Consider the following 26,174-nt stretch of genomic DNA (forward strand, 5'->3'; position numbering starts at 1 on the left):
GCGATGGACATATCCGGGGTAGGGCTACGAGGGCTGCGGGCCGCGCTGTTCAGCGCGCTCGTCGTGCTGCTCTCGGCCGGCTCGCACGTCCTGATGTCCCGGGTGCCGCTGCCTCCCGCCCTGGTGGGAGGGGCTTTCGCCACGGTGTTCGCGATCGCCTACGCCCTGGCCGGACGCGAGCGGGGCCTGGGCCCCATCGCCGGACTGCTCCTGCCGCTGGAGCTGGCCGCCGACACCGTCTTCACCGCCGGCCAGCACCTCTGCTACGGACCCGCCGGCGGGCCCGTATCGGGCCCCCTGCGCGCCCTCGGCCTGGCCGACCTGTGCGGCGGCACCCCGGTGGGCGGACCGCTGACCCAGGTGGGCGGCGGTCCCGCCGACGCGGCCGCGCTGCTGGCCGCGCCCGGAGCGTGGACGCCCTGGCTGCTGCTGGGCGCGCACCTCTCGGTCGGGCTGCTCGCCTCGGTGTGGCTGCGGCACGGGGAGCGGGCGCTGGGCCGGCTGCTCGACGCGGCGGCCGCCTGCGCCTTCCGGCCGCTGCGGCTGGCCTCGGCCGGGGTGGCGAAGGTCTTCGGCCCGGCGCTGCGCGCGCTGCGGCCGGTGCTCGCCGGCGCGGGGGCCCGTACCCGGTTCCCCGCACATTCCGTGGGACGGCGGGGACCTCCCCGTGCTTTCGGCGCGCTCGCTCGCGCCTGACGCACGCAAGGACATCCCCCCTTTCACCCGGCTTCCGGACGAAGCCAGACCCCACGGAGATCACCATGAGCTCACGCAACAGCCAGGCGAACAAGGCAGCGGCCCGCGAGCGGCTGCGCGCCGAGCGCGAGCAGCACGCCAAGAAGGCCAAGATCCGCCGCCAGGTGTTCGTGGCCGCCGGCGTGGCCGCGGCCCTCGCCCTGGCCGGCGGAGTCGGCTACCTGGTCGTGCAGGCCAACAAGCCCGGCGAGTGGGACGCGGCCGCCAAGGCCGACGTGGTCGCGCCGAAGAACACCACGGGCGAGAACGGCACCACCGTCGTCATAGGCAAGGCCGACGCCAAGAAGACCCTGGAGCTGTACGAGGACTCGCGCTGCCCCGTCTGCGCCACCTTCGAGCAGACGATCGGCCCGCAGCTCAAGAAGGACCTCGACGCGGGCAAGTACAAGATCCAGTACATCGGCGCCACCTTCATCGACAAGGGCATCCCGGGCAGCGGCTCGAAGAACGCCCTGAGCGCGCTGGGCGCCGCCCTCAACGTCAGCCCCGAGGCGTTCCTGGAGTACAAGACGGCCCTCTACTCCGCGGCGAACCACCCGGACGAGAAGGACGACAAGTTCGCCAAGGACGACTACCTCCTGTCGGTCGCGGACCAGGTCCCGACGCTCAAGGGCAACGCCGAGTTCAAGAAGGCCGTCGAGGACGGCACGTACAACCGGTGGGCGCTGGAGATGTCCAAGACCTTCGACAAGAGCGGTGTGACGGGCACGCCGACGCTGAAGATGGACGGCAAGAAGATCGACCCGCTGCCGCAGTCGCCCGAGGCGTTCACAACGGCGATCGACAAGGCCATCGCGGGCTGATCCCCGGCTGAACCACCGATGGGCGGGCGAACTCCGAGAGTTCGCCCGCCCGTTGCTTTCAGAAGACTGTCCGAAACACGTACCCGTCGGTAATGTGACCATCCGTGACCAGTCAACTCTCCTCTTCCGCCCCGGAGTCGGCCTCCTCGTCGACCCCGAACCGCCGCACGGTCGTCCTGGCCGCCGCGGCCACGGCCGCCCTCGCCCCGATGACCGCGCTGAGCGCCGGCACCGCCCGGGCCGCGCAGAGCGCCCCGTCCGGCGCGGGCGCCGCCGCCGAGGCCCCCCTCTTCCTGCACGGCGTGGCCTCCGGCGACCCGCTGCCCGACGGGATCCTGCTGTGGACCCGCGTCACCCCGACCGCCGCGGCCGTACCGGGCTCCGGCGCCGGCCCCGCCACCGCCGTGGACTGGGAGATGGCCGAGGACAAGGCCTTCTCCCGGGTGGTCGCGCGCGGCTCCGTGACCACGAGCGCCGACTCCGACCACACCGTCAAGGCCGACGTACGGGGACTGCGGCCGCAGACGGCCTACTGGTACCGGTTCACCGCCGGCGCCACCGTCTCCCCGGTCGGCCGGACCCGTACCGCCCCGGCCGCCGAGACCACCACCCCCGGGGTCCGCTTCGGCGTGGTCTCCTGCGCGAACTGGGAGTCCGGCTACTTCTCCGCGTACCGCCACCTGGCCGCGCGGGCCGACCTGGACGCGGTCCTGCACCTGGGCGACTACATCTACGAGTACAAGACCGGCGGTTACCCCGAGGCGAAGTACGTCGTACGGCAGCACGAGCCGGCGCACGAGATCCTCACGCTGGCCGATTACCGCACCCGCCACGGCAAGTACAAGACGGACCCGGACCTCCAGGCCCTGCACCTGGCCCATCCGATCATCGCGATCTGGGACGACCACGAGATCGCCAACGACAGCTGGTCCGGCGGCGCCGAGAACCACGATCCGGCCACCGAGGGCGACTTCGCGGCCCGCGCCGCCGCCGCCCGCCGCGCCTACTTCGAGTGGATGCCGGTCCGCACCTCCACCGAGGGCACCGTCTACCGACGGCTGCGCTTCGGCACCCTGGCCGATCTGCACCTGCTGGACCTGCGGACCTTCCGTTCGCAGCAGGCGGGCATAGGCAGCGGCAAGGTGGACGACCCGGAGCGCACCATCACCGGGCGGACCCAGCTGGACTGGCTGAAGGCGGGACTGGCCGGCTCCCAGGCCACCTGGAAGCTGGTGGGCACCTCGGTGATGATCTCGCCGGTGGCCTTCGGGGCGCTGCCCGCGCACCTGCTGGAGCCGCTCGCGGGGCTGCTGGGCCTGCCCAAGGGCGGGCTCGCGATCAACGTGGACCAGTGGGACGGGTACACCGACGACCGCCGGGAGCTGCTGGGCCACCTGACGGACCGGAACATCCGCAACACCGTCTTCCTGACCGGCGACATCCACATGGCGTGGGCTAACGACGTCCCGGTGACGGCGGCCACCTACCCGTGGTCGAAGTCGGCGGGCGTGGAGTTCGTGGTGACCTCGGTGACCTCGGACAACATCGACGACATGCTGCACGTGCCGGCGGACACGGCCTCGCTGGTCGCGGAGGCGGCGATCAAGACCGCCAACCGGCACGTGAAGTGGCTGGATATGGACGCCCACGGCTACGGCGTCCTGGACGTGACGGCCGAGCGTTCCCAGATGGACTACTACGTGGTCTCCGACAAGCGCCGCCAGGACGCGACGACCTCCTGGGAGCGCTCGTACCGGACGCTGAACGGGACGCAGAAGGTGGAGCGGGCGGACCAGCCGGTGCGCTGATCGCCCGTCATTTCCGATGTGCTGATCGTCTGTCATTTCTGTTGTCCGGAGGGGCGCCTGGTGCACACGAGGCGCCCCTTCGCCATCAGACGCAACAAATCTTTTACTTCCGAGGCCTTGCCGACCGAATGACATGCACACGTAAGCTCGGCGCCGCGTGAGGATTCCCCCCTCACCTCCCCCACCACGCATCGAGGAGTCAACGTGCGCGCTGCCGCCCGCATATCCCCCCTGCTCCGCCGCCGCATCATGGGCACCGCCCTGGTAGCCGGCACCCTGGCGATCGCCCCGCTGACGGCCCCCACCTCCGTCGCCGCGGCCCACGAGGCCCGTACCCCGGCCGAGGCCTGCGCCGAGCAGACCCCGGGCGGCGCCGCCTCCGCCAACGCCCGCGTCGCCCGTCCCAAGGACGCGCACGCCCCCGACTCCGACGAGCTCAGCGACACCCAGGTCAAGGCCATGAACGCCGACCTGGCCAAGAAGCTCGCCGCGGTGAACGCCCAGAACCAGGGCCTGCAGGCCGCCCCGTCCGCCGCCGCGGCCACCATCACCATCCCCGTGTACGTGCACGTCATCACCTCCGGCACCGCCGGAAACCTGACGGCCGCGCAGATCAACAGCCAGATCTCGGTCCTCAACTCCGCCTACGCGGGCCAGGGCACCGGAAACGTGAACTCCGGCTTCCAGTTCTCCCTCGCCGGAACCGACTACACGAACAACTCCACCTGGTACACCGTCTCCGACGGCACCAAGGCCGAGAAGGACATGAAGAACGCCCTGCGCAAGGGCGGCAAGAACGCGCTGAACCTCTACACCGCCAACCTCGGCGGCGGCCTCCTCGGCTGGGCCACCTTCCCCAGCTCCTACGCCTCCCAGCCCAAGATGGACGGCGTGGTCATCCTCAACAGCTCGATCCCCGGCGGCTCCGCCACCAACTACAACCAGGGCGACACCGCCACCCACGAGGTCGGCCACTGGCTCGGGCTCTACCACACCTTCCAGGGCGGCTGCTCGGGCAGCGGCGACTCGGTCTCCGACACCCCGGCCGAGCAGAGCGCGGCCTTCGAGTGCCCGACCGGCCGTGACACCTGCACCGCGAGCGGTGTGGACCCGATCCACAACTTCATGGACTACACGTACGACTCCTGCATGTACCAGTTCACCGCGGGCCAGGTCAGCCGCATGAAGAGCATGTGGACGGCGTACCGCGCCTGACGCACATGAGGACGGGGCCCCGCGTGCGGGGCCCCGTCTTCGCGCCTGCTCCCGGCGCCTGGAGCGAGTCGTCTAGAGGGAGTCGAGGAAACCGAGCGCGGCCGTCCAGGCCTGCTCGGCGGCCTCGGCGTCGTAGTCCTCCAGCCCCGGGTCCGTGAACAGGTGCCCGGCCCCCGGGTAGCGGTGGACCTCCACGTCCGCCCCGGCCCGCCGCATCCGCAGGTACCAGGCGTTCAGCCAGTCGTGCGTCTCGAAGGGGTCCGGGTCCGCGATGTGCAGCTGGACCGGCAGGTCGTCGACCGAGGTGTCGTCCTCCAGGTCGGCCGTCCCGTGCAGGAGCAGCAGCCCGCGCGCCTTCTCGTCGGCCAGCGCCAGGTGCTGGGCCAGCGAACCGCCGAAGGAGAAACCGGCGTAGACCAGCCCCTGGTCGGAGTGCGGGGCCGAGGCCAGCACCGCGCGCTTGAGCAGTTCGTCGCGGCCGATCCCGTCCCGGTGGGCCATGCCCTCCTCGACGGTCTCGAAGGTGCGTCCCTCGAAGAGGTCCGGCACCTGGACCTGGTGCCCGGCCGCGCGCAGCCGCTCGGCCGCCTCCAACACCGCGGGCCGCAGCCCATAGGTCGAATGGAAAAGCATGATGTTCATGCCCCCATCGTGCCAGCTCCGCGGGACCCCCTCCGGTTACGTTGAGATCCATGGACACGCATCCCCTCCTGCGCCCGATCGTCGTCGTCGCCGCCACCCTGGCCGTCACCCTGCTCGCGGGCTGGCTGCTGGACGTGGCCCTGCGCCGCGCCGACGCCCGGCACAGCGAGACCCCGCTGTGGGGTCTGCTGCGCCGCTGCCGGCCGCCGTTCCTGCTGGTCCTGGCCGCCTCCCTGCTCCAGGCGATGCGCCGCAGCCGGGACGTCGTGGGGCACGCCCTGACCCTGGTCCTGATCGCGGGGGCCGCCTGGCTGCTGGTGCGGATCGTGACGGCCGTCGTGGACTCCGTCTACGCCCGCTACGCGGCCGACGCCGAGGACGAGGCCCGCGTGCGCCGGGTCCGCACCCAGGTCACGCTGATCCAGCGGGTGGCCACGGCGACGGTGATCGTGGTGGCCGCCGGGGCGATGCTGCTCACCTTCCCGGAGATGCGCACGGTCGGCACCTCGATGCTGGCCTCGGCGGGCGTCCTCGGCATCGTCGCGGGCATCGCGGCCCAGTCCGCGCTGGGCAACCTCTTCGCCGGACTCCAGATCGCCTTCGGCGACACCGTCCGGATCGGCGACACGGTGGTGGTCGACAAGGAGTGGGGCACGGTCGAGGAGATCACCCTGACCTTCCTCACCGTCCGCACCTGGGACGAGCGCCGGATCACGATGCCCGTGTCCTACTTCACGAGCAAGCCCTACGAGAACTGGTCGCGCGGCGGCGCGCAGATGACGGGCACCGTGTTCTGGCACCTGGACCACAGCGCCCCGGTGGACCTGATGCGCGAGGAACTCCAGCGGATCCTCAAGACCATCCCGGAATGGGACGGCCGCACCGGCTCCCTGGCCGTCACGGACACCACCCCGCACACGGTCCAGATCCGCGCGGTGGTCACGGCCGCGGACGCCGACGCCGTCTGGACCCTGCGCTGCGCGGTCCGCGAACGCCTGATCACCTGGCTGGTGACCCACCACCCGTACGCCCTGCCCCGCATCGCCACCTCCGAGGCCTTCCCCCCGCCCCAGCCCTGATCCCATCCAGCCTCACCGCCCCGATCCCATCCAGCCCCGCCGGGCAAATTCAGCCCCGCCGGCGTTTGAGGCGCGGGGTCGGGGGCGGAGCCCCGGGGAACGGTGAAAGGGCGGGTAGGGGACCAGCCCCGCAGGGGCAGCCCCCGGCCCCGCCCGCTCCGCTCAGCCGGGGGCCGCGAAGGCCAGTCGGAAGAGCGCGCCCCCGCCGGGCGCGGCTTCGGCCACCAGCTCGGCGGCATGCGCCCGCGCGATCTGCCGAGCCATCGCCAGCCCCAGCCCGGACCCCGGCAGCGCCCGCGCCGCCCCCGCCCGGTAGAACCGGTCGAAGACAAACGGCAGGTCCCCGGCCGCGATCCCCGGCCCGTGGTCCCGCACGGTCACCTCGGGCCCGCCGCCGGGCCGGACCGCCAGGTCCACCTCCACCTCCGCCCCCACCGGGCTGAACTTCGCCGCGTTGTCCAGGAGGTTCGACAGCAGCCGGCTGAGCCGCGCCGGCACCCCCGCCACCACCACGCCCTCCTCGGCCCGGACCCGGAACGACACCCCCGGCCAGTGTGCCCGCGCGGCGCCCACGCAGTGCTCCACCAGCGGAGCCAGCCGCACCTGCTCGACCAGCAGCTGCGGTTCCTCGTCCCGGGCCAGCTCGATCAGGTCGTTGACCAGCCCGGTGGCCTCGCGCAGCTGCCGTCCCAGCGCCAGCGAGGCCCGCGAGCGCTGCTCCGCCGTCAGCCGCTCCCCCCGTGCCAGCAGTTCCGCGTTGGTGCGCAGCGCCGTCAGCGGGGTCCGCAGCTCGTGCGAGGCGTCTGCGACGAGCCGCCGTTGGGCGGTCACGGACTGCTCCAGTTCCTCCAGCATGGTGTTGAAGCTCCCGGCGAGCCGGGTGATCTCGTCCTCCCGGCCGGGCGGGGGCAGTTCGATCCGGTGCCGCGGGTCCCGGGTGGCGGTGATCCGTTCGGCGGTGGCGGCGATCCGGGTGACCGGGGCCAGACCGGTCCGGGCGACCCAGTGGCCGAGCAGCGCGGCCAGCAGGACCCCCGCCGCCCCCGCCAGCGCCAGCCACCACGCGGCCTCCGCGATGCCCTTCTCCACGGTGTCCGCCCGCAGTGCCACCTGGAGCGCCCGCCCCTTGGTGTAGTCGGTGGTCAGCATCCGCGCCGGATGTCCGGCGTGCACGATGTCGGTGTAGTACGGGGCCCGCGTGCCCGCCGCGACGGCCCGCGCGGCCGGGGACACCGGCAGCAGGTAGGGCGCGGCGGGGTCGTGCGCCGGATCGGCCGGCACCACCTCGGCGCAGGCGGGCGCCGCCAGGAACCGGCACTCCCCCGCCAGGGTCGCGGGACCGGAATCCGGGTTGCGCTGGGCCGCGAGACGGGCCGACTGGGTGAGGCTGAGGTCGAGCTGCTCGTACAGCGCGCCGCGCACTACGAAGAAGGCCGCCGCGCACACGCCGACCGCGACCAGCGCGACGGCCGCCGTGACCGCCAGCGCGAGCCGGGTCCGCAGCGGCCGCCGGCGCCGCCACGGGGCGCCCAGGCGTCGGCCGCTCATGCCGAGTCCAGCCGGTACCCGACCCCGTGCACGGTGTGCACCAGCCGCGGCTCGCCCCCGGCTTCCAGCTTCCGCCGCAGGTAGCCGACGTAGACGGCGAGGGAGTTCGAGTCCGGCCCGAAGTCCCGCCCCCACACCAGTTCCAGGACGAGTTCGCGCGGCAGTACCTGCCCCCGATTGCGCAGGAGCAGTTCGAGGAGCGCCGCCTCGGTGCGGCTGAACTCCAGCGGCCGCTCGCCGCGCCGCCCGGTGCGGGTCACGGGGTCGAGCACGAGGTCCCCGTAGGCCAGTGGGTCCGCGTCCCCGGCCGGGCCGTCGGGGGCGGCCCGCCGCAGGAGGGCCCGTACCCGTGCCAGGAGCTCGTCCAGCGCGAAGGGTTTGACCAGGTAGTCGTCGGCTCCCGCGTCCAGCCCGTCGATCCGGTCGCTGACGGCGTCGAGGGCCGTGAGGACGAGTACGGGCGTACGGTCTCCCACCGCGCGGAGCCGGCGGCACACGCCCAGCCCGTCCAGCACCGGCATCATCACGTCGAGGACCACCGCGTCGGGCTGCCAGAGCGCCACCTCGGACAGGGCGGCCAGCCCGTCGGCCGCGCCCCGGACTTCGTACCCCTCGACGGCGAGGCCGTCCTCGACGGCGGCCCGCACCTCGGGCTCGTCGTCCACCACCAGAATCCGCTGCATGCGTCAAAGCCTCCCAAATGGATCTGAGAGAACCTCTTAGAACGTTCTTAGGACGCACCGGGAGTGTGCGTCCATGACCTCCTCCCCCTCACCCTCACGCTCACGCTGGCCGCTCTCCGTCGTGATCGGCGCGGGCGGCACCGGCGGCCACATCTACCCCGGGCTGGCCCTGGCCGAGGCGCTGCGCGCCGTCGACCCCGGCGCCGTGATCTCGTTCGTCGGGACCGAGCGCGGCCTGGAGACCGAGCTCATACCGGCCGCCGGATACCGGCTCCACACCGTCGACATGATCCCCTTCGACCCCGCGCTCGGCGCCCGGCGCTACCTCCTCCCGGCGGCGCTGCTGCGGTCGGCCGCGCAGGCGAAGGCCGTGATCCGGGCGCAGGGCGCGCACGTGGCCGTCGGCATGGGCGGCTACCCGAGCGCGCCCGCCGTGCTCGGGGCCCGGATGGCCGGGCTCCCGGCCGTGATCCACGAGTCGAACGCGGTACCGGGCCGGGCCAACCAGTTCGCGGCCCGCCTCACCCCGCACATGGCGGTGGCCTTCGACCGCAGCCGGGACCACCTGGCGGGCGGGGCGCGGGCGCTGACCACCGGGATGCCGATCTCGGCGGCGCTGGCGGGGCTGGCGAAGCTGTCCGCCGCCGACCGGACGGCCCTGCGCGCCGAGGCCCGCCACGCGCTCGGGGTGCCCCGAGGGCGGCGCCTCGTCGTCTTCAACGGCGGCAGCCTGGGCGCCGTCCGCCTCACCACGGCGGCGGCCGGGCTGGCGGAGGCCTGGCAGGCACGGGACGACGTACAGCTGCTGATCAAGACGGGTCCGGCGGCGCTTCCAGACACCGTGGCGCGGCTGTCGGCCTCGGGCGGCCGGCGGATCGCGCGGGCCGTGCCGTACCTGGACCGGATGGACCTGGTCTACGCGGCCGCCGACCTGGTGGTGTGCCGGGCCGGTTCGGCCACGATCGCGGAGCTCGCGGCGACCGGGGTCCCGGCCGTCCTCGTTCCCTACCCGCACGCCCCGGGCGACCACCAGACCCACAACGCCCGGGTGCTGTCCGACGCGGGCGCCGGGCTGCTGCTGTCGGACGCCGAGGCCACGGCCGGTCGCCTCGCCCAGCTGCTCGCCCCGCTGCTGGCGGACCCGGCCCGGCTCTCCGCGATGGCCGGTGCGGCCGACCCGGGCCCGCACGCGCGGGCCGCCGAACTGCTGGCGGCGCAGGTCCTGCGCGTCGCCGGCTTCCCCTCCCCCTCCCCCACCCTCTCCCCCTTGGAGTTCGCATGACGAAGCCGGCTATGACGACGACGGCCATGACCACGACCACCACGGACTGGACCGGCCGGACCGTGCTCGTCACGGGCGCGGAGGGGTTCATCGGCTCGACGCTGGTGGACCTGCTGGTGGCACGGGGTGCGAAGGTACGCGCCTTCGTGCACTACAAGCCGTACGCGGAGAAGGGCCTCCTGGCCCGGTACCTCGCCGACCCGGACGGCCCGGTCGAGATGTGGACGGGCGACATCCGCGACGCGGGCCGGGTCAGCGACGCGGTCGCCGGCTGCGACACCGTCTTCCACCTGGCGGCGCTGATCGGGATCCCCTACAGCTACGCCTCGCCCGGCGCGTACGTCCAGACCAACGTCACCGGCACCGAGAACATGGCGGAGGCCTGCCGCCGCCACGGCGTGCGCCGCCTCGTGCACACCTCCACCAGCGAGGTCTACGGGACCGCCCTGACGGCCCCCATCTCCGAGAGCCACCCGCTCCAGCCGCAGTCCCCGTACTCCGCGTCGAAGATCGGCGCGGACATGATGGCGCTGTCGTTCCACCACGCGTTCGAGCTGCCGGTGACGGTGGTCCGGCCGTTCAACACGTACGGGCCGCGCCAGTCGGCGCGCGCGGTGATCCCGACGATCCTGGCGCAGCTCCACTCCGGTGCCCGCGAGATCCGCCTCGGCTCCCTCACCCCGACCCGCGATTTCACGTACGTGACGGACACGGCCGCGGGGTTCCTCGCGGTCGCGGAGTGCGACCGGGCGCTGGGCGAGGTGGTCAACCTCGGCGTCGGCGAGGAGATCTCCATCGGCGACCTGGCCCGCGCCCTGATCACCGCGTCGGGCCGGGACGCGGAGATCGTCGTGGACCCGAGCCGGCTGCGGCCTTCGGGCAGCGAGGTCCAGCGGCTGCTGTCGGACAACACCCGGGCCCGCGAATGGGCCGGCTGGAAGCCGGAGGTCTCCCTCCACGAGGGCCTGACCCGCACCTCGGAGTGGATCGCGGCCAACCTCGACCTCTTCGCCCCGGGGCGCTACCAGGTCTAGGCGCCCAGCAGCTTCGCCGCGGATTCCTCTACGAGGTCCTCCGCGTACGGGGGCAGCGGGCGGCCGGCGCGCAGGTGGCGGCGGACCACGGACAGCGGCAGGTCGATCAGGGCCAGGGTGGCGCGGTCGCGATCCTGGGGGCCGGCCGCGCCGAGGGCTTCGGCGAGGGTGCCCAGCGAGCCGAACACGCGCTGGTTGCCCAGGTCGGCGCGTTCCTTGTGTTCCTCGGACCAGTCGGAGCGGCCGAACTCCTGGGGCCCGTACAGGAGGAGGGCGGCCTCCTGCGGGTGGGCCCGGCTCCAGGAGACGACGTGCCGGGCGGCGGCGCGGACCGCGCGGGCGGGGTCCGGGTCGCTTCCGAGGGTGGTGAGGTAGCCGTCCTGGAACCGCTCGACGGTTCGCAGCCACACCTCGGCGAGCAGGGCCGCCCGGCCGGGGAAGCGGTGGTAGACGGACCCGCTCGGCGCGCCGACCGCCTGGGCGACGGCGGTCATGGTCACCCCGGCCGGGCCGCCGGAGGCCGCGAGGAGGACCGCGGCGTCGAGGATCTGGCCGGTGTCGAAGCGGGGTGGTCGAGCCATGAATCAGAGAGTACTCTCCAGAACAACTAGAGGCACTTCTCTAATTCACTTCCGGGAGACACCCATGCCCGTCTACAACGTGCACGAACGCGTGCTGGCCGCCGGGGCGAGCGAGGTGGGCGCGCTCATCGACGGCCTCTCCTGCAAGGCGGCCGACCGGCCGGACAAGCTGTGGCCGAACCCGGGCTGGCCCGCGATGGAGTTCGACGGCCCGCTGGCCGTCGGCGCGGTGGGCGGCCACGGACCGGTCCGCTACACGGTCGCCGCGTACGTACCCGGCACCTGGGTGCGGTTCGCCTTCAGCGGGCCGCGCGGTTTCGACGGCTTCCACGAGTTCACGGCGCTGCCGCTCGACGGGGAGCGCACGGCGCTGCGGCACACCCTCGCGATGCGGACCGGCGGACCGGCCCGGCTGAGCTGGCCGCTGGCCTTCCGCTGGATGCACGACGCCTGCGTCGAGGACGCCCTGGACCGCGCCGAGGCCGCCTGCACCGGGACGGTGTCCCGCCCGTCGCGCTGGTCCCCGTACGTCCGCTTTCTGCGCTCCCTCGCCCGCTAAGGGCTACGCAGGCTGCGCACGTCCAGATGCCGGAGCACCCGGTCCACGATCTCCGGATCGGCACCGGGCTCGCTCCGGGCGGAGAGCACCTCGTGGCGGGCCGCGGACATCATCTCCCGCTGGATCCGCTGCACGTCGCGGATCCGCTCCACCCGCTTCGCGTACGCCTCGCGCCGCTCCTCGTCCACCATGTCGGGGCTGATCCTCGCCCCCACGTCGTAGGCCCGCCGGTAGAGCACCTCCACCAGGTCCTCGGGGAGGTCCTCCACCTCCTCGATCTCCTTCAGCCGCCGCTTGGCGGCCTTGGCGGCGCGGATCGCCAGGGCGCGGGCGGTCTCCGCCTCCGCGTCGGAGTCCGCCTCCACGCCCAGACGTCGGACCAGCCAGGGCAGGGTCAGCCCCTGGACCACCAGGGTCACCATGATCACGGCGAAGGCGAGGAAGACGATCTGCTCCCGCGCGGGGAAGGCCGCCCCGCTGTCGGTCCGGTACGGGATGGCCAGCGCGAGGGCGACCGAGGCCACGCCCCGCATCCCGGCCCACCACATCACCACCGACTCCCGCCAGCTCAGCGGGATCTCCTCCTCGTAGTCGCGGCGCGAGTGCAGCCGCTTCGCGAGCCAGCCCGCCGGCAGCAGCCACGCCAGCCGGACGCCGATCACCACCGCGACCACGGCCGCCGCCCACCCGGCCATCTCCCACTCCCGGCCGCGGGCAGCTCCGAAGACGTTGTGCAGCTCCAGTCCGATCAGCCCGAACGCCACGCCCGTGACCAGCATGTCCACCACCTCCCAGAAGGTGTGTCCGGCCAGCCGTCCCAGCACGTCGTCGGCGTCGGTGGCGTACTCGGCGAGGAACAGCGCCGTGGTCAGTACGGCCAGCACCCCGGAGCCCTGGAACTCCTCGGCCAGTACGTACGCCACGAAGGGCACCAGCAGGGTCAGCCCGATCTGGAGCGTGGCGTCGCCGAGCCGCCCCATCAGCCGGTTGGCGGCCCATCCCAGCGCGAGCCCGACCGCGACGGCCACGACCGCCGAGAGCACGAACTCCCCGAGCGCCGCCGGCCAGGAGAAGCTCCCGCTCACGGCGGCGGCGATGGCCACGTGGTAGAGCACGATGGCGGTGACGTCGTTGAACAGCCCCTCGCCCTCCAGGATCGACACCATCCGGCGGGGCAGCCCGAGCGATCCGGCCACGGCGGTCGCGGCCACGGGGTCGGGCGGTGCGACGAGCGCGCCGAGCGCGACGGCGGCGGCGATCGGGAGACCGGGCACGACGGCGTGGGCGGTGGCGGCCACGGCGGCGGTGGTGACGAACACGAGCGCCACGGCCAACAGGAAGATGGGCCGCACATTGGCGGCGAACTGCCTCCAGGAGGTCCGCTGCACGGAGGCGTAGAGCAGCGGGGGCAGCACGAGCGGCAGGATGTACTCGGGAGGGACGTCGACATTGGGCACGGCGGGCACCAGCGCGAGCGCCACCCCGCCGAGGGTCATCAACACCGGCGCGGGCAGCCCCAGCCGCTCCCCGAGCGGCACGGTGACCACGGCTCCCAGCAGGAGCACGAACAAGAGCGCTAGCTGATCCACTCGCTCACACTGTCAGCCCGCCGCGCTCGGCGAGGCGGTCCAGGGCCCGTGCCGCGCCGTGTCCTGGGGCGCCGGCCAAATCCAGCCCCGCCGGCGTTTGAGGCGCGGGTCTGGGCAGAGCCCAGGGAACGGCGGAAGGGCGGGTAGGGGACGGCCCCGCAGGGCTCGGCGTCCACCCCCAACCGGCCAGGGCTACGGCAGCGCGCGCCGCATAGCCCGGTGAGGGATCCCCGCGTCCTGGAACTCCGGCCCGTAGGCCACGTACCCCAGCCGCTCGTAAAAGCCCAGCGCATGCGTCTGCGCGCCCAGATCAACGGCGGCGAGCCCCCGCCGCGCCGCCTCCGCCTCGATCGCCCGGACCAGCGCGACCCCCACGCCCAGCCCGCGCGCGGACTTGGTGACGGCCAGCCGTCCCAGCGAGCCGACGTCCTCGGAGCCCGTCTTGCCCAGCGCCTGCGGCCCGTACAGCAGCCGCCCGGTGCCGAGCGCGACCCCGTCCGGCCCCTCGGCCAGCACGTGCACGGCGATCGCGTCGTAGGCGTCGTACTCGATCGACTCGGGCACGGCCTGCTCGACCACGAACACCTCGGTGCGCACGGCGAAGCAGGCCTGGAGGTCCGCCTCGGTGGCGACGACCCGGACGGAAACCCCGGAACCCGGGGCGGCCGCGGCCGTCACTCGCTCTCCTTGCGGATCACGTCCAGCGCGTTCTGCAGGTCCGCCGGGTAGGTGCTGGAGAACTCCACCCACTGGCCGTCCGAGGGGTGCTCGAACCCGAGCCGGACCGCGTGCAGCCACTGGCGGGTCAGCCCGAGGCGCTTGGCGACGGTCGGGTCGGCGCCGTAGGTCAGGTCGCCGACGCAGGGGTGCTTGTGCGCGGCCATGTGCACGCGGATCTGGTGCGTGCGGCCGGTCTCCAGCTTGATGTCCAGCAGCGAGGCGGCGCGGAACGCCTCGATCAGGTCGTAGTGGGTGACGGAGGGCTTGCCCTCCTGGGTCACGGCCCACTTGTAGTCGGCGTTGGGGTGGCGCCCGATCGGCGCGTCGATCGTGCCGCTCATCGGGTCCGGGTGGCCCTGGACCAGCGCGTGGTAGCGCTTGTCGACGATCCGCTCGCGGAACTGGTTCTTCAGCGAGGTGTACGCGCGCTCCGACTTGGCGACGGCCATCAGGCCGGACGTGCCGACGTCGAGGCGGTGCACGATGCCCTGGCGCTCGGAGGCGCCGGAGGTGGAGATCCGGTAGCCCGCGGCGGCGAGGCCGCCGATGACGGTGGTCCCGGTCCAGCCGGGGCTGGGGTGGGCGGCGACGCCGACCGGCTTCATGATGACGACGATGTCGTCGTCGTCATGGACGATCTCCATGCCCGGGACGGGCTCGGCGACGAGCTCGACCTTGCGCGGCGGTTCAGGCATCTCGACTTCGAGCCAGGCGCCACCGTGCACACGCTCGGACTTCCCGACGACACTGCCGTCGACCGACACCTTCCCCGCGGCCGCGAGATCGGCCGCCTTCGTCCGGGAGAATCCGAACATACGGGCGATGGCGGCGTCGACCCGCTCGCCTTCAAGGCCTTCGGGAACGGGCAGGGTGCGGACCTCGGGAATCGTACTCACCTGTCGAGTATGCAGGACCGGACAGACGCCCGGTCCCGCGATCACTCCCGCACCCGGTCCCGAACGGCCGTTGGATCAGTCCCGGTCGGTCCCCGGCCAGTCCCCGATCAGTCCCCGATCAGTCCTTGTGGACGGTGCCGTCCGGGTCCAGGCCCTTGAACGACAGCAGCACGATCAGGATCCCGCCGCACACGATCGCCGAGTCCGCGAGGTTGAAGACCGCGAAGTGGGCGGGGGCGATGAAGTCGACGACCGCACCGCGGAAGACGCCGGGCGAGCGGAAGATCCGGTCGGTCAGATTGCCCAGGGCGCCGCCCAGCAGCAGACCCAGCGCGATCGCCCACGGCAGGCTGTACAGCTTGCGCGCGAGGCGGACGATCACCACGATGACCGTGGCCGCGATGCAGGTGAAGATGATCGTGAAGGCCTCGCCGAAGCCGAAGGCGGCGCCCGGATTGCGGATCGCCTCGAACTTCAGCAGGTCTCCGATGATCTGGATCGGCGGCTGGTGCTCCAGCTTGGCGACGACCAGCATCTTGCTGCCGAGGTCGAGCAGGTAGGCCAGCACCGCCACCACGAGCAGGGCCACGATCCGCCGCCGCCCCTTGGGCGCGGTGGACTCCGGCTGGGTGCCGTCTTCCCCGACCTCCGGCGTACCGATGATGCTCTCCGCCTCTGCCACGTGAGTCCCTCGAACTAGCTCGAACCAGGTGTTTCGGGCGGCACCGCGTCGGACAGCACTTCGCCGACCGCCCCGCCAGGTTCCTGGACCCTGACGAGACACGAGGGTACGTCAGCGGGCCCCTCGGCCGCCGCCCCGGTACCGCGCGCGCTGCCGCGCCCCGCCGGGCCCGCGGGACGGCCTAGTGCCGCCGCTCCTGCTTCTGCTTGCAGTCCACGCACAGCGTGGCCCGCGGGAAGGCCTGCATCCTCGCCTTGCCGATGGGCTGGCCGCAGTTCTCGCAGAGTCCGTAGGTACCCGATTCCAGCCGCTCCAGGGCGCGCTCGGTCTGTTCCAGCATGGAATTGGCGTTCGCCGCGAGGGCCAGCTCGGACTCCCGGGTGATGTTCTTGGTGCCGGTGTCGGCCTGGTCGTCGCCCGCGCCGTCGCCGGAGTCCCGCATCAGGCCGGAGATGGCCTCGTCGGAGGCCTGGAGCTCGGCGCGCAGCCGCAGCACCTCGCTCATCAGTTCGCTGCGGGCCTCGGCGACCTCCTCCGGGGTCCAGGGGTCCTCGCCGGGCCGTACGGCGAGCTCTCCGGGGCTCAGGGCCGCGGCGCCCCGCGCCTTGGGCAGCCCACTGGTCGCGGCCGCGGCCGTCTTCCTGGCCGTGCCGGTGCTCTTCTTGGCAACCACTTTGCGGGCTCCCGTCTCTGGCGCGGTGTGCGCCTCCCCCTCGGCCCCGGCCGCCTTGGCCGTGACCTTCTTCGCGGCCGTCTTCTTGACGGCGGCCGCCTTCGTCGTGGCCGTCTTCTTCGCGGCCGTGCTCCCTGCGGCGGCCGTCTTCCTGGCCGCCGTCTTCTTCGCGGCCGGCGCCTTCCCGGCAGGCACGGCCTCCGTCACCGGCTCCGCCGCCGGCTCCTCCGCAGCCTCTCCGACAGCCTTCTTGGCAGTACTCCCGGCGGTCTTCTTCGCCACCATGGCCGCGGCCCCTTCACATACTGTGATCATTGCTCGCGAATCGTGCCGGAACGATAAATCGACTCCGGCCCCACGGCAACGGGGCACGCGTCCATCGAGGCCAACCTGCATCCGTTGTGCCCAGCCCGGAGCCCGGTAATCCGCCCCTCGCGCCCCACGGCTCCCCGGACCGGCCCTTCGGCCCATTCGGGTCACCCCTGCGCCATCCGGCACGTCCCGCCGCGCCCCGGCGCAACACCCCGAAACAGGTCTGCCGACCCGCGCCCCGGCCCGTACACTGGGCCCAGCGAAAGGCATGGATGGGGACGAGTAGCGTCGGACGCAGCCAGGAGCGACCCGGGGACGGTGAGAGCCCGGGGGCGAGCGCGATGCGAAGGATCACCCCGGAGCCGCCGGAAGAAGGCCGCAGGGAGCCCGCAGGGGAGCCCGTAGGCACGTAGAACCGGCTTCGCACCCCAATGAGGGGGTCGGCGGACCACAGGTCCGCGGGCCAAGGAGGGTGGTACCGCGGGAGCAGCTTCACTTCGGCTCTCGTCCCTCCGGACGGAAGTGACATCCCGCCGGAGGAAGAGTTCAGCCTCATGACCACACCGCCGCAGTACCGCCCGGTACCCGCCCAGGTCGACCTGCCTGCCCTCGAGCACGCCGTCCTCGACTTCTGGCGCGAGAGCAAGACCTTCGCCAAGACCCTGGAGCAGTCCGAGGGCCGCCCCGAGTGGGTCTTCTACGAGGGCCCGCCCACCGCCAACGGCATGCCCGGCGCGCACCACATCGAGGCCCGCGTCTTCAAGGACGTCTTCCCCCGCTTCCGCACCATGCGCGGCTACCACGTGGCCCGCAAGGCCGGCTGGGACTGCCACGGCCTGCCCGTCGAGCTGGCCGTCGAGAAGGAACTGGGCTTCAACGGCAAGAAGGACATCGAGGCGTACGGCATCGCCGAGTTCAACGCCAAGTGCCGTGAGTCCGTGACCCGCCACACCGACGCGTTCACCGACCTCACGACCCGCATGGGCTACTGGGTCGACCTGGACGACGCCTACCGGACCATGGACCCCGAGTACGTCGAGTCCGTGTGGTGGTCGCTGAAGGAGATCTTCAACAAGGGCCTGCTCACCCAGGACCACCGCGTCGCCCCCTGGTGCCCGCGCTGCGGCACCGGCCTCTCCGACCACGAGCTGGCGCAGGGCTACGAGACGGTCGTCGACCCCTCGGTCTACGTCCGCTTCCCGCTGACCTCCGGCCCCCTCGCGGGCGAGGCCGCGCTGCTGGTCTGGACGACCACGCCCTGGACCCTGGTGTCCAACACGGCGGTCGCCGCGCACCCGGACGTCACCTACGTCGTGGCCACCAACGGCGAAGAGAAGCTGGTCGTCGCCCAGCCGCTGCTGGAGAAGTCCCTCGGCGAGGGCTGGGAGGCCACCGACGAGACCTTCACGGGCAAGGAGATGGAGCGCTGGACCTACGAGCGCCCCTTCGCGCTCGTGGAGTTCCCCGCGCCCGCCCACTACGTCGTGAACGCCGAGTACGTCACGACCGAGGACGGCACCGGTCTGGTCCACCAGTCCCCCGCCTTCGGCGCCGACGACCTCGCGGTCTGCCGCGCGTACGGCCTGCCCGTGGTGAACCCGGTCCGCCCCGACGGCACCTTCGAGGAGGACACCCCGCTGGTCGGCGGCGTCTTCTTCAAGAAGGCCGACGAGAAGCTCACCGCCGACCTCGACGCGCGCGGCCTGCTCTTCAAGCACATCGCCTACGAGCACAGCTACCCGCACTGCTGGCGCTGCCACACCGCGCTGCTGTACTACGCGCAGCCGTCCTGGTACGTCCGCACCACCGCGGTCAAGGACGCGATGCTGCGGGAGAACGAGAAGACGAACTGGTTCCCGGACTCGGTGAAGCAGGGCCGCTTCGGCGACTGGCTGAACAACAACGTCGACTGGGCCCTGTCGCGCAACCGCTACTGGGGCACCCCGCTGCCGATCTGGCGCTGCGAGGACAACCACCTCACCTGCATCGGCTCGCTCGCCGAGCTGAGCGAGCTGACCGGCACGGACCAGTCGAACCTGGACCCGCACCGCCCGTACATCGACGCGGTCACCTTCCCCTGCACGCACGAGGGCTGCTCCCTGACCTCGGTCCGCGTCCCGGAGGTCATCGACGCCTGGTACGACTCGGGCTCGATGCCGTTCGCGCAGTGGGGCTACCCGCACAAGAACAAGGAGATCTTCGAGAAGCGCTACCCGGCGCAGTTCATCTCGGAGGCCATCGACCAGACGCGCGGGTGGTTCTACACGCTGATGGCGGTCGGCACCCTGGTCTTCGACAAGTCCTCCTACGAGAACGTGGTCTGCCTGGGCCACATCCTCGCCGAGGACGGCCGCAAGATGTCCAAGCACCTGGGCAACACCCTCGAGCCGATCCAGCTCATGGACCAGCACGGCGCGGACGCGGTGCGCTGGTTCATGGCGGCCGGCGGCTCCCCGTGGGCGGCCCGCCGCGTGGGCCACGGCACGATCCAGGAGGTCGTCCGCAAGACGCTCCTCACCTACTGGAACACCGTCGCCTTCCAGGCCCTGTACGCCCGTACCTCGAACTGGGCGCCCTCGGCCTGCGACCCCGCGCCCGCGGACCGCACGGTCCTGGACCGCTGGCTGCTCTCGGAGCTCCACACCCTGGTGTCCGAGGTGACGGAGGCGATGGAGTCCTACGACACCCAGCGCGCGGGCAAGCTCCTGTCCTCCTTCGTGGACGACCTGTCCAACTGGTACGTCCGCCGCTCGCGCCGCCGCTTCTGGCAGGGCGACGCGGCCGCGCTGCGCACCCTGCACGAGGTCGTGGAGACGGTCACCCGGCTCCTGGCCCCCCTGACCCCCTTCATCACGGAGCGGGTCTGGCAGGACATGATCGTCCCGGTCACGCCGGAGGCCCCGGAGTCGGTGCACCTGTCCACGTGGCCGGTCGCGGACACCTCGGCGATCGACCCGGTCCTCTCCCAGCAGATGCTGCTGGTACGCCGCCTCGTGGAGCTGGGCCGGGCCACCCGGGCCGAGTCCGGCGTCAAGACCCGCCAGCCGCTGTCGCGCGCGCTGGTCGCCGTGACGGGCTTCGAGGCGCTCTCCCCGGAGCTGCGGTCCCAGATCACGGAGGAGCTGAACGTCTCCTCCCTGGCCTCCCTGTCCGAGGTCGGCGGGTCCCTGGTGGACACGACGGCCAAGGCGAACTTCCGGGCCCTGGGCAAGCGCTTCGGCAAGGGCGTGCAGGACGTGGCCAAGGCCGTGGCCGCGGCGGACGCCGCGGCGCTGTCGCTGGCCCTGCGCTCCGGCGAGGCCTCGGTGGAGGTGGACGGCGCCCCGGTCACCCTCACCCCGGAGGAGGTCATCATCACGGAGACCCCCCGCGAGGGCTGGTCGGTGGCCTCCGACTCGGGCGCGACGGTCGCCCTGGACCTGGAGATCACCCCGGAGCTGCGGCTGGCGGGCCTGGCCCGTGACGCGATCCGGCTGATCCAGGAGGCCCGGAAGAACTCCGGCCTGGACGTGGCGGACCGCATCGCCCTGCGGTGGTCCTCGGCGGACCCGGAGCTGGTGACGGCCCTGACGGACCACGCTTCGCTGATCGCGGACGAGGTCCTGGCCACGGACTACGCCTCTGGCTCCGCCGACGCCACGTACGGCGACCCCTTCGAGGACGAGGCCCTGGGCCTCACGTTCCGCCTCCGCAAGGCGTAGCCGCCCGGCCCGAGCGGCCCGTGCCCCCTGCCCAGGGGGTGCGGGCCGTTTTTCTGTCCCCGACCCGCCCTTCCACCGTTCCCCGGGCTCTGCCCGGACCCGCGCCTCAAACGCCGGCGGGGCTGAGTTTGCCGCCGGCGTTTGAGGCGCGGGGTCTGGGGCGGAGCCCCAGGAGACGGCGCCGGGCCCGGGGACGGAAACGGGCCGGGCCCGGTGCCCCCGAAGGGGAACCGGGCCCGGCCCGACCGTCTGCCGACGGATACCGCTTAGTTGTCGTCCTCGTCGATCAGGAAGCCCCGCATGGGAGACGGCGCCTGCTGCATCGGCTGCGGAGCAGCCGGCCGCACGGGAGCCATCGGCTGCGTCATCGCCGGGGACATCTGCTGCTGGCCGCCACCGTAGGACGGGGCCATCGGGGACGGACCGCCCATCGGCGACGGGCCGCCCATCGAGGGACCACCCATGGAGTGCATCGCACCGGCCGGGGCCATCGACGGGGTCGGCGACGGCGGCAGGGCCGGGCCGGCGGGGTTCCGCGGCGGGGCCAGCGAGTCGTCGGCCTGGGTCTCCAGCTGGCGCAGCTGCGATTCCAGGTAGGACTTCAGGCGGGTGCGGTACTCACGCTCGAAGCCTCGCAGGTCCTCGACCTTGCGCTCCAGCGTGGCGCGGGCGGACTCCAGGGAGCCCATCGCGACGCGGTGCTTCTCCTGCGCGTCCCGCTCCAGGGCGTCGGCCTTGGCACGGGCGTCCCGCTCCAGGCCCTCGGCGCGCGAACGTGCCTCGCCGACGATCTTGTTGGCCTCGGAACGGGCCTCCGCGATCGCCTGGTCCGCGGTCTGCTGGGCGAGCGACAGGACGCGGGCGGCACTGTCGCCGCCGGGGCTGCCCTGCTGCGGAAGCTGCTGCGGCTGCTGCTGGTGCATCTGCTGGCCCATGGGCTGCATCTGCTGCCCCATCGGCTGCATCTGCTGGCCCATCGGCTGGCCGAGCGGGTTCTGGCCACCCATGGACTGCTGCTGCATGGGGTTGCCCATCGGGCCGGGGCCCTGCTGGCCCATGCCCTGCTGGCCCATCTGCTGCTGGCCCATCTGCTGCTGCCCACCCATGGTGTGCTGCTGCATGGGGCCGCCCATCGGGCCCGGACCCTGCTGTCCGTGTCCACCGGGGCCGGCCGGCAGCTGCGGCTGTCCGCCCGGCAGCTGCGGCGGACCCATCTGGGGCTGCTGCTGCGGCGGGCCGGATATGGCCGCGGGCACGGGGGCGCCGGGGCCACGCTGGTCCTGGGGTTCCGGCTTGCGCATGCCCTGCTGCTGCTGGTTCTGCGCGGCGGCACGCGTGGCGGCCGCCAGCTTGGCGCGCAGGTCCTCGTTCTCGCGCAGCAGGCGCGTCAGTTCGGACTCGACCTCGTCGAGGAAGGCGTCGACCTCGTCCTCGTCGTAGCCTTCTCGCAGGCGGACGGTCGTGAACTGCTTGTTCCGCACGTCCTCGGGAGTCAGCGGCATGTCTTCTTCACCTCTACGTAGTCGTCGGCAGTCGGCAAGACCGTATCGGGACTGTCCCCGCGCCTGCGGGGAAGCTCATCGTTCACACGCTTCTCGCAGCGGTGCTCACGAAACTGATGAGGATGTAAACGATGATCATCAGAACGAAGAAGGACAGGTCGAGTGCCACGCCCCCGAGACGCAACGGCGGGATGAGCCGCCGGAGAAGCTTGAGCGGTGGATCGGTGACAGTGTAGGTGGCCTCCAGAACGACCACCATCGCCTTGCCGGGGGTCCATGAGCGTGCGAACTGGAACACATAGTCCATGACCAGTCGGAAGATCAGCACGATCAGGAAGCACATCAGAGCGATGTAGACCACTTGCAGTGCGACGCCCATCCCGCGCTTCCCTCTCCCCTGCTCCGCTCAGTTCCCGGTCCCGTATCTGACGGATCGGTCTAGCTTTGGTTGAAGAACCCGCCCTCCGCGATGCGGGCCTTGTCCTCCGCCGTGACATCGACGTTAGCAGGCGACAGCAGGAACACCTTCTGTGTCACGCGTTCAATGCTGCCGTGCAGACCGAACACGAGCCCGGCGGCGAAGTCGACGAGACGCTTCGCGTCCGTGTCGTCCATCTCCGTGAGGTTCATGATCACCGGAGTGCCCTCACGGAAGTGTTCCCCGATGGTACGGGCCTCGTTGTAGGTCCGGGGGTGCAGCGTCGTGATGCGGTACGGCTCCCGCTCGGAGACGACCTTGGGCATGATCACGGGGGCGTTCTTCTCCAGGATCGAGCGTTCGGGTGTGATGGATGCCACGGGGGCAATTCGCGCAGGACGTCCGTTTTCCACCGGCATTGGCAGGGGTTCCCTGGGTGCCGGAGGCTGCGCAACTCGTACCGGTTCGTCCGATACGGGCGTTTGGTGCGAAGCCGGTTGCTGTCGGCGGCGCTCCCGGTCCGGTTCCGGCTCGGGTTCGAACTCGTCGTCGGGGTCGTACCCCGGGTTGTCGTACCGGTCGTCCTCCACGAGGCCGAGGTAGACCGCCATCTTGCGCATCGCGCCGGCCATTCTCTGAGTCCTCCGCTCTGTGGTGGATCGCCCTGTCGCAGGTGTCTCGCCGTGTCACGAATGTCACCAACTGCCCGCGATCCACGTGGTCTGCCCGCCCATCAGCGGTAATGACCATATTTTCTGCTGTGGTCCGACTTTCTTCGCGACGTTACCCGAGCCGGGGTCTCGCGCCGAGCACCGCAGTGCCGACGCGTACATGTGTCGCACCGGCCGCAACGGCCTGTTCCAGGTCTGCGCTCATCCCGGCCGACACCATCGTGGCAGCCGGATGGTCCGCGCGCAGGCGGGATGACAATTCCATCAGCCGCTCGAAGGCCGCCTGTTCGCGTCCCGCGTACTGTCCGGCCAGCGGCGCGACCGTCATGAGACCGTCGATGCGCAGTCCGGGCGCCGCCGCCACGAGGTCCGCCAACTCGGCGAGCTGCTCGGGCGCCGCGCCTCCGCGGGCCCCCCGCTCGCCCGACTCGGCGTCGAGGGCGATCTGGACCGTGCAGCCCAGTTCCCGTCCCGCGCCCTCCGCGGCCGCCGAGAGCGCCGTGACGAGCTTCGGCCGGTCGACCGACTGCACGACATGCGCGTATCCGGCCACCGAACGGACTTTGTTCGTCTGCAACTGGCCGACGAAATGCCAGGCGATCGGCAGATCCGCGCAGGCCGCGGCTTTGGGGGCCGCGTCCTGGTCCCGGTTTTCCGCCATGTGACGGATGCCCAGGTCCGCCAGCAGTCGTACGTCGCTCGCCGGGTAGGTCTTGGTGACCACGATGAGCGTCACCTCTTCCCGCTTGCGGCCCGCGGCCGCGCAGGCGGACGCGATCCGCTCCTCGACCCGGGCGAGGTTCTCGGCGAGCTCGGCCTTACGATCCGTCATTCGTCAGTCCAACCAGACATATCCGGCAAGCCGCCCGGTCACCCGGTCGCGGCGGTACGAGAAGTGGTCCCGCGACTCCAGTGTGCAGACCGGGGAGCGGAAGGAGTTCACCACCCCCGCCTCGGCCAGCTGCGCGTGCACCCCGGCGACCACGTCGACGGCCGGTGTCCCCCAGCTGGTCTCGGCGTAGGCGGCGGGCACCACCTCGGCCACCGCCGCCCGCATCTGCGCGGGCACTTCGTAGCAGCGGCCGCACACCGCGGGTCCGGTACGGGCGACCATGCGCGCGGGGTCGGCGCCGAGCGCGACCATCGCCTCCACGGCCGCGGTCACCACCCCCGCGACCAGTCCGGGCCGCCCGGCGTGGGCGGCTCCCGCGATGCCGGCGACCGGGTCGGCCAGCAGGACGGGCGTGCAGTCGGCGGTGAGGACCGCGAGGGCGAGCCCCCGACGGGAGGTCACCACCGCGTCCACGGAGGGGATGTGCTTGATTCCTTCGGCCACACCGGCGGCCCACGGGCCGTCGACCACGGCCACGTCCCGCCCGTGCACCTGGTTCATCCAGACCACCAGGTCCGGCGCGATGCCCAGGGCCTTCGCCGCGGCCGTCCGGTTCGCACGAACGGCGGCCGGGTCGTCTCCGACCGCGCCGCCGAGGTTGAGCTCTTCGTACGGAACGGCGCTCACTCCGCCCCACCTGTCGGTGAAGGCGAAGTGGGCGCCGCTCTCGCTGTGCTGCTCCAGCGTCACTTCAAGAAGTCCGGGACATCCAGTTCTTCGGCCGGGCTGTCCTGGTACGGGCGGGCCGTCGGGACCTGCGGCGCGGGCGCCTCCGCGACCTGGACCGGCTCGCGCACCGGCTCCTCGCGCGGGGTGACCGAGCCGAGTCCGCCGAAGGCCGGGCGGGCCGGCTCGGCGGAACGGACCGGAACCGGTGCCGGCTCCTCGCGCTTGGTGGACGCCGCGCCGATCACGTTGTCCCGGCGGGCCGGCGGCTGGCCGCCGTCGAACCCGGCCGCGATCACGGTGACCCGCACCTCGTCGCCGAGCGCGTCGTCGATCACGGCACCGAAGATGATGTTCGCCTCGGGGTGCGCGGCCTCGCTCACCAGCTGCGCGGCCTCGTTGATCTCGAAGAGACCGAGGTCCGAGCCGCCGGAGATGGAGAGCAGCACGCCGCGGGCGCCGTCGATGGACGCCTCCAGCAGCGGCGAGGAGATCGCCATCTCTGCCGCGGCCACCGCGCGGTCGTCGCCGCGGGCCGAGCCGATGCCCATCAGGGCCGAGCCCGCCTCGGACATCACGGACTTGACGTCCGCGAAGTCGAGGTTGATCAGACCCGGGGTCGTGATGAGGTCGGTGATGCCCTGGACGCCGGAAAGCAGGACCTGGTCGGCCGACTTGAAGGCGTCGAGGACGCTGACCTGCCGGTCCGAGATGGACAGCAGCCGGTCGTTGGGGATGACGATGAGGGTGTCGACCTGCTCGCGGAGCTGGGCGATGCCGTCCTCGGCCTGGTTGGCGCGGCGCCGGCCCTCGAAGGTGAACGGCCGGGTGACCACACCGATCGTCAGGGCGCCCAGCGAGCGCGCGATGTTGGCGACGACAGGTGCGCCGCCCGTTCCGGTGCCGCCGCCTTCTCCGGCGGTGACGAAGACCATGTCGGCCCCCTTGAGGACCTCCTCGATCTCCTCGCGGTGGTCCTCTGCCGCCTTGCGGCCGACATCCGGGTTGGCGCCGGCGCCAAGGCCCCGGGTCAGTTCCCGACCGACGTCGAGCTTGACGTCGGCGTCGCTCATCAACAGCGCCTGGGCGTCTGTGTTGATGGCGATGAACTCGACGCCCTTGAGACCGACCTCGATCATTCGGTTGATGGCATTGACACCACCGCCGCCGACACCGATGACCTTGATGACTGCGAGGTAGTTCTGCGGTGCTGCCACGTCGAAGGCCTCTCGCCTCGAGTTACGTGTCGTTCGCCTCGCGGGCCTGCGGTGCGACGACTGATGCCGAAATTGGGACGGTCCGTACTACGCCGACCCGAACCCTCACCCTGAAGTTTAGGGTTAGGGGTGTGTCTGTTCCTTGGACTCTTCCGAACAGGACACTAAGTCGACAAGTAGCGCGTGTTCAACGAACACGCCGAACCTCCCGTTTTTCTTTTCACCCTATGTGATCACCCGTATCG

Annotated in this window: 24 protein-coding genes; 9 read left to right on the plus strand and 15 right to left on the minus strand. The window is 72.0% G+C overall.

The features are described from left to right. Positions 1-3: 3 nt before the first annotated feature. The 4 genes from OHU74_RS09340 to OHU74_RS09355 all read left to right on the plus strand — a co-directional run bounded on the left by OHU74_RS09340 (position 4) and on the right by OHU74_RS09355 (position 4,582). Complete coding sequence (locus OHU74_RS09340) at positions 4-696, plus strand: hypothetical protein (protein WP_371615458.1); 693 nt, start codon at positions 4-6, stop codon at positions 694-696. A 65-nt stretch (positions 697-761) separates the two neighbouring features. Next, on the plus strand, positions 762-1,559 hold the full coding sequence (locus OHU74_RS09345; protein WP_371615459.1) for a DsbA family protein: 798 nt from the start codon (positions 762-764) through the stop codon (positions 1,557-1,559). A 209-nt stretch (positions 1,560-1,768) separates the two neighbouring features. Next, positions 1,769-3,367, plus strand: coding sequence for an alkaline phosphatase (locus OHU74_RS09350; RefSeq protein ID WP_371619621.1), 1,599 nt, complete (start codon positions 1,769-1,771; stop codon positions 3,365-3,367). Positions 3,368-3,616: 249 nt separating this feature from the next. Next, a complete protein-coding gene (locus OHU74_RS09355) occupies positions 3,617-4,582 on the plus strand; it encodes a zinc metalloprotease (protein WP_371619622.1) in 966 nt (321 codons plus the stop codon). Between the two features lie 72 nt (positions 4,583-4,654). On the opposite strand, the gene OHU74_RS09360 is transcribed toward OHU74_RS09355, so the two are convergent. After that, entirely contained in the window at positions 4,655-5,224 is a 570-nt protein-coding gene (locus OHU74_RS09360) for a dienelactone hydrolase family protein (protein ID WP_371615460.1), read from the minus strand. Between the two features lie 50 nt (positions 5,225-5,274). On the opposite strand from OHU74_RS09360, the gene OHU74_RS09365 reads away from it, so the two are divergent. After that, positions 5,275-6,303, plus strand: a complete 1,029-nt coding sequence (locus tag OHU74_RS09365; protein WP_371615461.1) for a mechanosensitive ion channel family protein — start codon at positions 5,275-5,277, stop codon at positions 6,301-6,303. A 162-nt stretch (positions 6,304-6,465) separates the two neighbouring features. Here the strand turns inward: OHU74_RS09365 and OHU74_RS09370 are convergent, their stop codons facing one another. Both OHU74_RS09370 and OHU74_RS09375 read right to left on the minus strand, forming a co-directional pair. Continuing rightward, on the minus strand, positions 6,466-7,851 hold the full coding sequence (locus OHU74_RS09370; protein ID WP_371615462.1) for a sensor histidine kinase: 1,386 nt from the start codon (positions 7,849-7,851) through the stop codon (positions 6,466-6,468). Then, the gene (locus tag OHU74_RS09375; RefSeq protein ID WP_371615463.1) at positions 7,848-8,534 is read right to left on the minus strand and encodes a response regulator transcription factor; all 687 of its coding nucleotides are present in this window, start codon (positions 8,532-8,534) and stop codon (positions 7,848-7,850) included. The genes OHU74_RS09370 and OHU74_RS09375 overlap by 4 nt, the downstream gene beginning before the upstream one ends. Positions 8,535-8,607: 73 nt before the next feature. On the opposite strand from OHU74_RS09375, the gene OHU74_RS09380 reads away from it, so the two are divergent. After that, positions 8,608-9,816, plus strand: coding sequence for a glycosyltransferase (locus tag OHU74_RS09380; protein WP_371615464.1), 1,209 nt, complete (start codon positions 8,608-8,610; stop codon positions 9,814-9,816). Positions 9,817-9,842: 26 nt separating this feature from the next. Further along, entirely contained in the window at positions 9,843-10,850 is a 1,008-nt protein-coding gene (locus OHU74_RS09385) for an SDR family NAD(P)-dependent oxidoreductase (protein WP_371619623.1), read from the plus strand. Here the strand turns inward: OHU74_RS09385 and OHU74_RS09390 are convergent. Continuing rightward, the gene (locus OHU74_RS09390) at positions 10,847-11,431 is read right to left on the minus strand and encodes a TetR/AcrR family transcriptional regulator (protein WP_371615465.1); all 585 of its coding nucleotides are present in this window, start codon (positions 11,429-11,431) and stop codon (positions 10,847-10,849) included. The genes OHU74_RS09385 and OHU74_RS09390 overlap by 4 nt on opposite strands. Before the next feature lie 64 nt (positions 11,432-11,495). Here OHU74_RS09390 and OHU74_RS09395 point away from each other — a divergent pair, with 64 nt between their 5' ends. Beyond that, the gene (locus OHU74_RS09395) at positions 11,496-11,990 is read left to right on the plus strand and encodes an SRPBCC family protein (RefSeq protein WP_371615466.1); all 495 of its coding nucleotides are present in this window, start codon (positions 11,496-11,498) and stop codon (positions 11,988-11,990) included. Here OHU74_RS09395 and OHU74_RS09400 read toward each other — a convergent pair. The 5 genes from OHU74_RS09400 to OHU74_RS09420 all read right to left on the minus strand — a co-directional run bounded on the left by OHU74_RS09400 (position 11,987) and on the right by OHU74_RS09420 (position 16,835). Further along, entirely contained in the window at positions 11,987-13,579 is a 1,593-nt protein-coding gene (locus OHU74_RS09400; RefSeq protein ID WP_371615467.1) for a Na+/H+ antiporter, read from the minus strand. The genes OHU74_RS09395 and OHU74_RS09400 overlap by 4 nt on opposite strands. 192 nt (positions 13,580-13,771) lie before the next feature. After that, complete coding sequence (locus OHU74_RS09405) at positions 13,772-14,257, minus strand: GNAT family N-acetyltransferase (protein ID WP_371615468.1); 486 nt, start codon at positions 14,255-14,257, stop codon at positions 13,772-13,774. Then, complete coding sequence (locus OHU74_RS09410; protein WP_330295964.1) at positions 14,254-15,195, minus strand: RluA family pseudouridine synthase; 942 nt, start codon at positions 15,193-15,195, stop codon at positions 14,254-14,256. Before OHU74_RS09410 ends, OHU74_RS09405 begins: the two co-directional genes overlap by 4 nt. A 118-nt stretch (positions 15,196-15,313) precedes the next feature. Beyond that, on the minus strand, positions 15,314-15,877 hold the full coding sequence (gene lspA, locus OHU74_RS09415; RefSeq protein ID WP_371615469.1) for a signal peptidase II: 564 nt from the start codon (positions 15,875-15,877) through the stop codon (positions 15,314-15,316). Between the two features lie 181 nt (positions 15,878-16,058). Further along, positions 16,059-16,835 carry a TraR/DksA family transcriptional regulator gene (locus tag OHU74_RS09420; RefSeq protein WP_371619624.1) on the minus strand — a complete coding sequence of 259 codons (777 nt, stop codon included), beginning with the start codon at positions 16,833-16,835 and terminating at the stop codon, positions 16,059-16,061. Positions 16,836-17,416: 581 nt separating this feature from the next. Here OHU74_RS09420 and ileS point away from each other — a divergent pair. After that, the gene (ileS, locus tag OHU74_RS09425; protein ID WP_371615470.1) at positions 17,417-20,563 is read left to right on the plus strand and encodes an isoleucine--tRNA ligase; all 3,147 of its coding nucleotides are present in this window, start codon (positions 17,417-17,419) and stop codon (positions 20,561-20,563) included. Between the two features lie 266 nt (positions 20,564-20,829). Here the strand turns inward: ileS and OHU74_RS09430 are convergent, their stop codons facing one another. The 6 genes from OHU74_RS09430 to ftsZ all read right to left on the minus strand — a co-directional run bounded on the left by OHU74_RS09430 (position 20,830) and on the right by ftsZ (position 25,929). Continuing rightward, entirely contained in the window at positions 20,830-22,065 is a 1,236-nt protein-coding gene (locus OHU74_RS09430; protein WP_371615471.1) for a DivIVA domain-containing protein, read from the minus strand. 82 nt (positions 22,066-22,147) lie between these two features. Then, on the minus strand, positions 22,148-22,444 hold the full coding sequence (locus OHU74_RS09435; protein WP_112450285.1) for a YggT family protein: 297 nt from the start codon (positions 22,442-22,444) through the stop codon (positions 22,148-22,150). Positions 22,445-22,503: 59 nt separating this feature from the next. Next, complete coding sequence (gene sepF / locus OHU74_RS09440) at positions 22,504-23,115, minus strand: cell division protein SepF (protein ID WP_371615472.1); 612 nt, start codon at positions 23,113-23,115, stop codon at positions 22,504-22,506. A gap of 151 nt (positions 23,116-23,266) precedes the next feature. Continuing rightward, positions 23,267-23,986 carry a YggS family pyridoxal phosphate-dependent enzyme gene (locus tag OHU74_RS09445; RefSeq protein WP_330295970.1) on the minus strand — a complete coding sequence of 240 codons (720 nt, stop codon included), beginning with the start codon at positions 23,984-23,986 and terminating at the stop codon, positions 23,267-23,269. A gap of 3 nt (positions 23,987-23,989) precedes the next feature. Next, positions 23,990-24,736: a peptidoglycan editing factor PgeF gene (gene pgeF / locus OHU74_RS09450; protein ID WP_371615473.1), complete on the minus strand. Its 747-nt coding sequence runs from the start codon at positions 24,734-24,736 to the stop codon at positions 23,990-23,992. Beyond that, entirely contained in the window at positions 24,733-25,929 is a 1,197-nt protein-coding gene (ftsZ, locus tag OHU74_RS09455; protein ID WP_330295972.1) for a cell division protein FtsZ, read from the minus strand. The genes pgeF and ftsZ overlap by 4 nt, the downstream gene beginning before the upstream one ends. Positions 25,930-26,174: the final 245 nt, after the last annotated feature.

Origin of the sequence: Streptomyces sp. NBC_00454 (genome assembly GCF_041434015.1) — a bacterium.
Taxonomy (GTDB): Bacteria; Actinomycetota; Actinomycetes; order Streptomycetales; family Streptomycetaceae; genus Streptomyces.

Bases quoted from the DNA above. Each gene is read 5' to 3' on its own strand.
- OHU74_RS09340 (WP_371615458.1), top strand. From the start codon at position 4: ATGGACATATCCGGGGTAGGGCTACGAGGGCTGCGGGCCGCGCTGTTC.
- OHU74_RS09345 (WP_371615459.1), top strand. From the start codon at position 762: ATGAGCTCACGCAACAGCCAGGCGAACAAGGCAGCGGCCCGCGAGCGG.
- OHU74_RS09350 (WP_371619621.1), top strand. From the start codon at position 1,769: ATGACCGCGCTGAGCGCCGGCACCGCCCGGGCCGCGCAGAGCGCCCCG.
- OHU74_RS09355 (WP_371619622.1), top strand. From the start codon at position 3,617: ATGGGCACCGCCCTGGTAGCCGGCACCCTGGCGATCGCCCCGCTGACG.
- OHU74_RS09360 (WP_371615460.1), bottom strand. From the start codon at position 5,224: ATGAACATCATGCTTTTCCATTCGACCTATGGGCTGCGGCCCGCGGTG.
- OHU74_RS09365 (WP_371615461.1), top strand. From the start codon at position 5,275: ATGGACACGCATCCCCTCCTGCGCCCGATCGTCGTCGTCGCCGCCACC.
- OHU74_RS09370 (WP_371615462.1), bottom strand. From the start codon at position 7,851: ATGAGCGGCCGACGCCTGGGCGCCCCGTGGCGGCGCCGGCGGCCGCTG.
- OHU74_RS09375 (WP_371615463.1), bottom strand. From the start codon at position 8,534: ATGCAGCGGATTCTGGTGGTGGACGACGAGCCCGAGGTGCGGGCCGCC.
- OHU74_RS09380 (WP_371615464.1), top strand. From the start codon at position 8,608: ATGACCTCCTCCCCCTCACCCTCACGCTCACGCTGGCCGCTCTCCGTC.
- OHU74_RS09385 (WP_371619623.1), top strand. From the start codon at position 9,843: ATGACCACGACCACCACGGACTGGACCGGCCGGACCGTGCTCGTCACG.
- OHU74_RS09390 (WP_371615465.1), bottom strand. From the start codon at position 11,431: ATGGCTCGACCACCCCGCTTCGACACCGGCCAGATCCTCGACGCCGCG.
- OHU74_RS09395 (WP_371615466.1), top strand. From the start codon at position 11,496: ATGCCCGTCTACAACGTGCACGAACGCGTGCTGGCCGCCGGGGCGAGC.
- OHU74_RS09420 (WP_371619624.1), bottom strand. From the start codon at position 16,835: ATGGTGGCGAAGAAGACCGCCGGGAGTACTGCCAAGAAGGCTGTCGGA.
- ileS (WP_371615470.1), top strand. From the start codon at position 17,417: ATGACCACACCGCCGCAGTACCGCCCGGTACCCGCCCAGGTCGACCTG.
- OHU74_RS09430 (WP_371615471.1), bottom strand. From the start codon at position 22,065: ATGCCGCTGACTCCCGAGGACGTGCGGAACAAGCAGTTCACGACCGTC.
- OHU74_RS09435 (WP_112450285.1), bottom strand. From the start codon at position 22,444: ATGGGCGTCGCACTGCAAGTGGTCTACATCGCTCTGATGTGCTTCCTG.
- sepF (WP_371615472.1), bottom strand. From the start codon at position 23,115: ATGGCCGGCGCGATGCGCAAGATGGCGGTCTACCTCGGCCTCGTGGAG.
- OHU74_RS09445 (WP_330295970.1), bottom strand. From the start codon at position 23,986: ATGACGGATCGTAAGGCCGAGCTCGCCGAGAACCTCGCCCGGGTCGAG.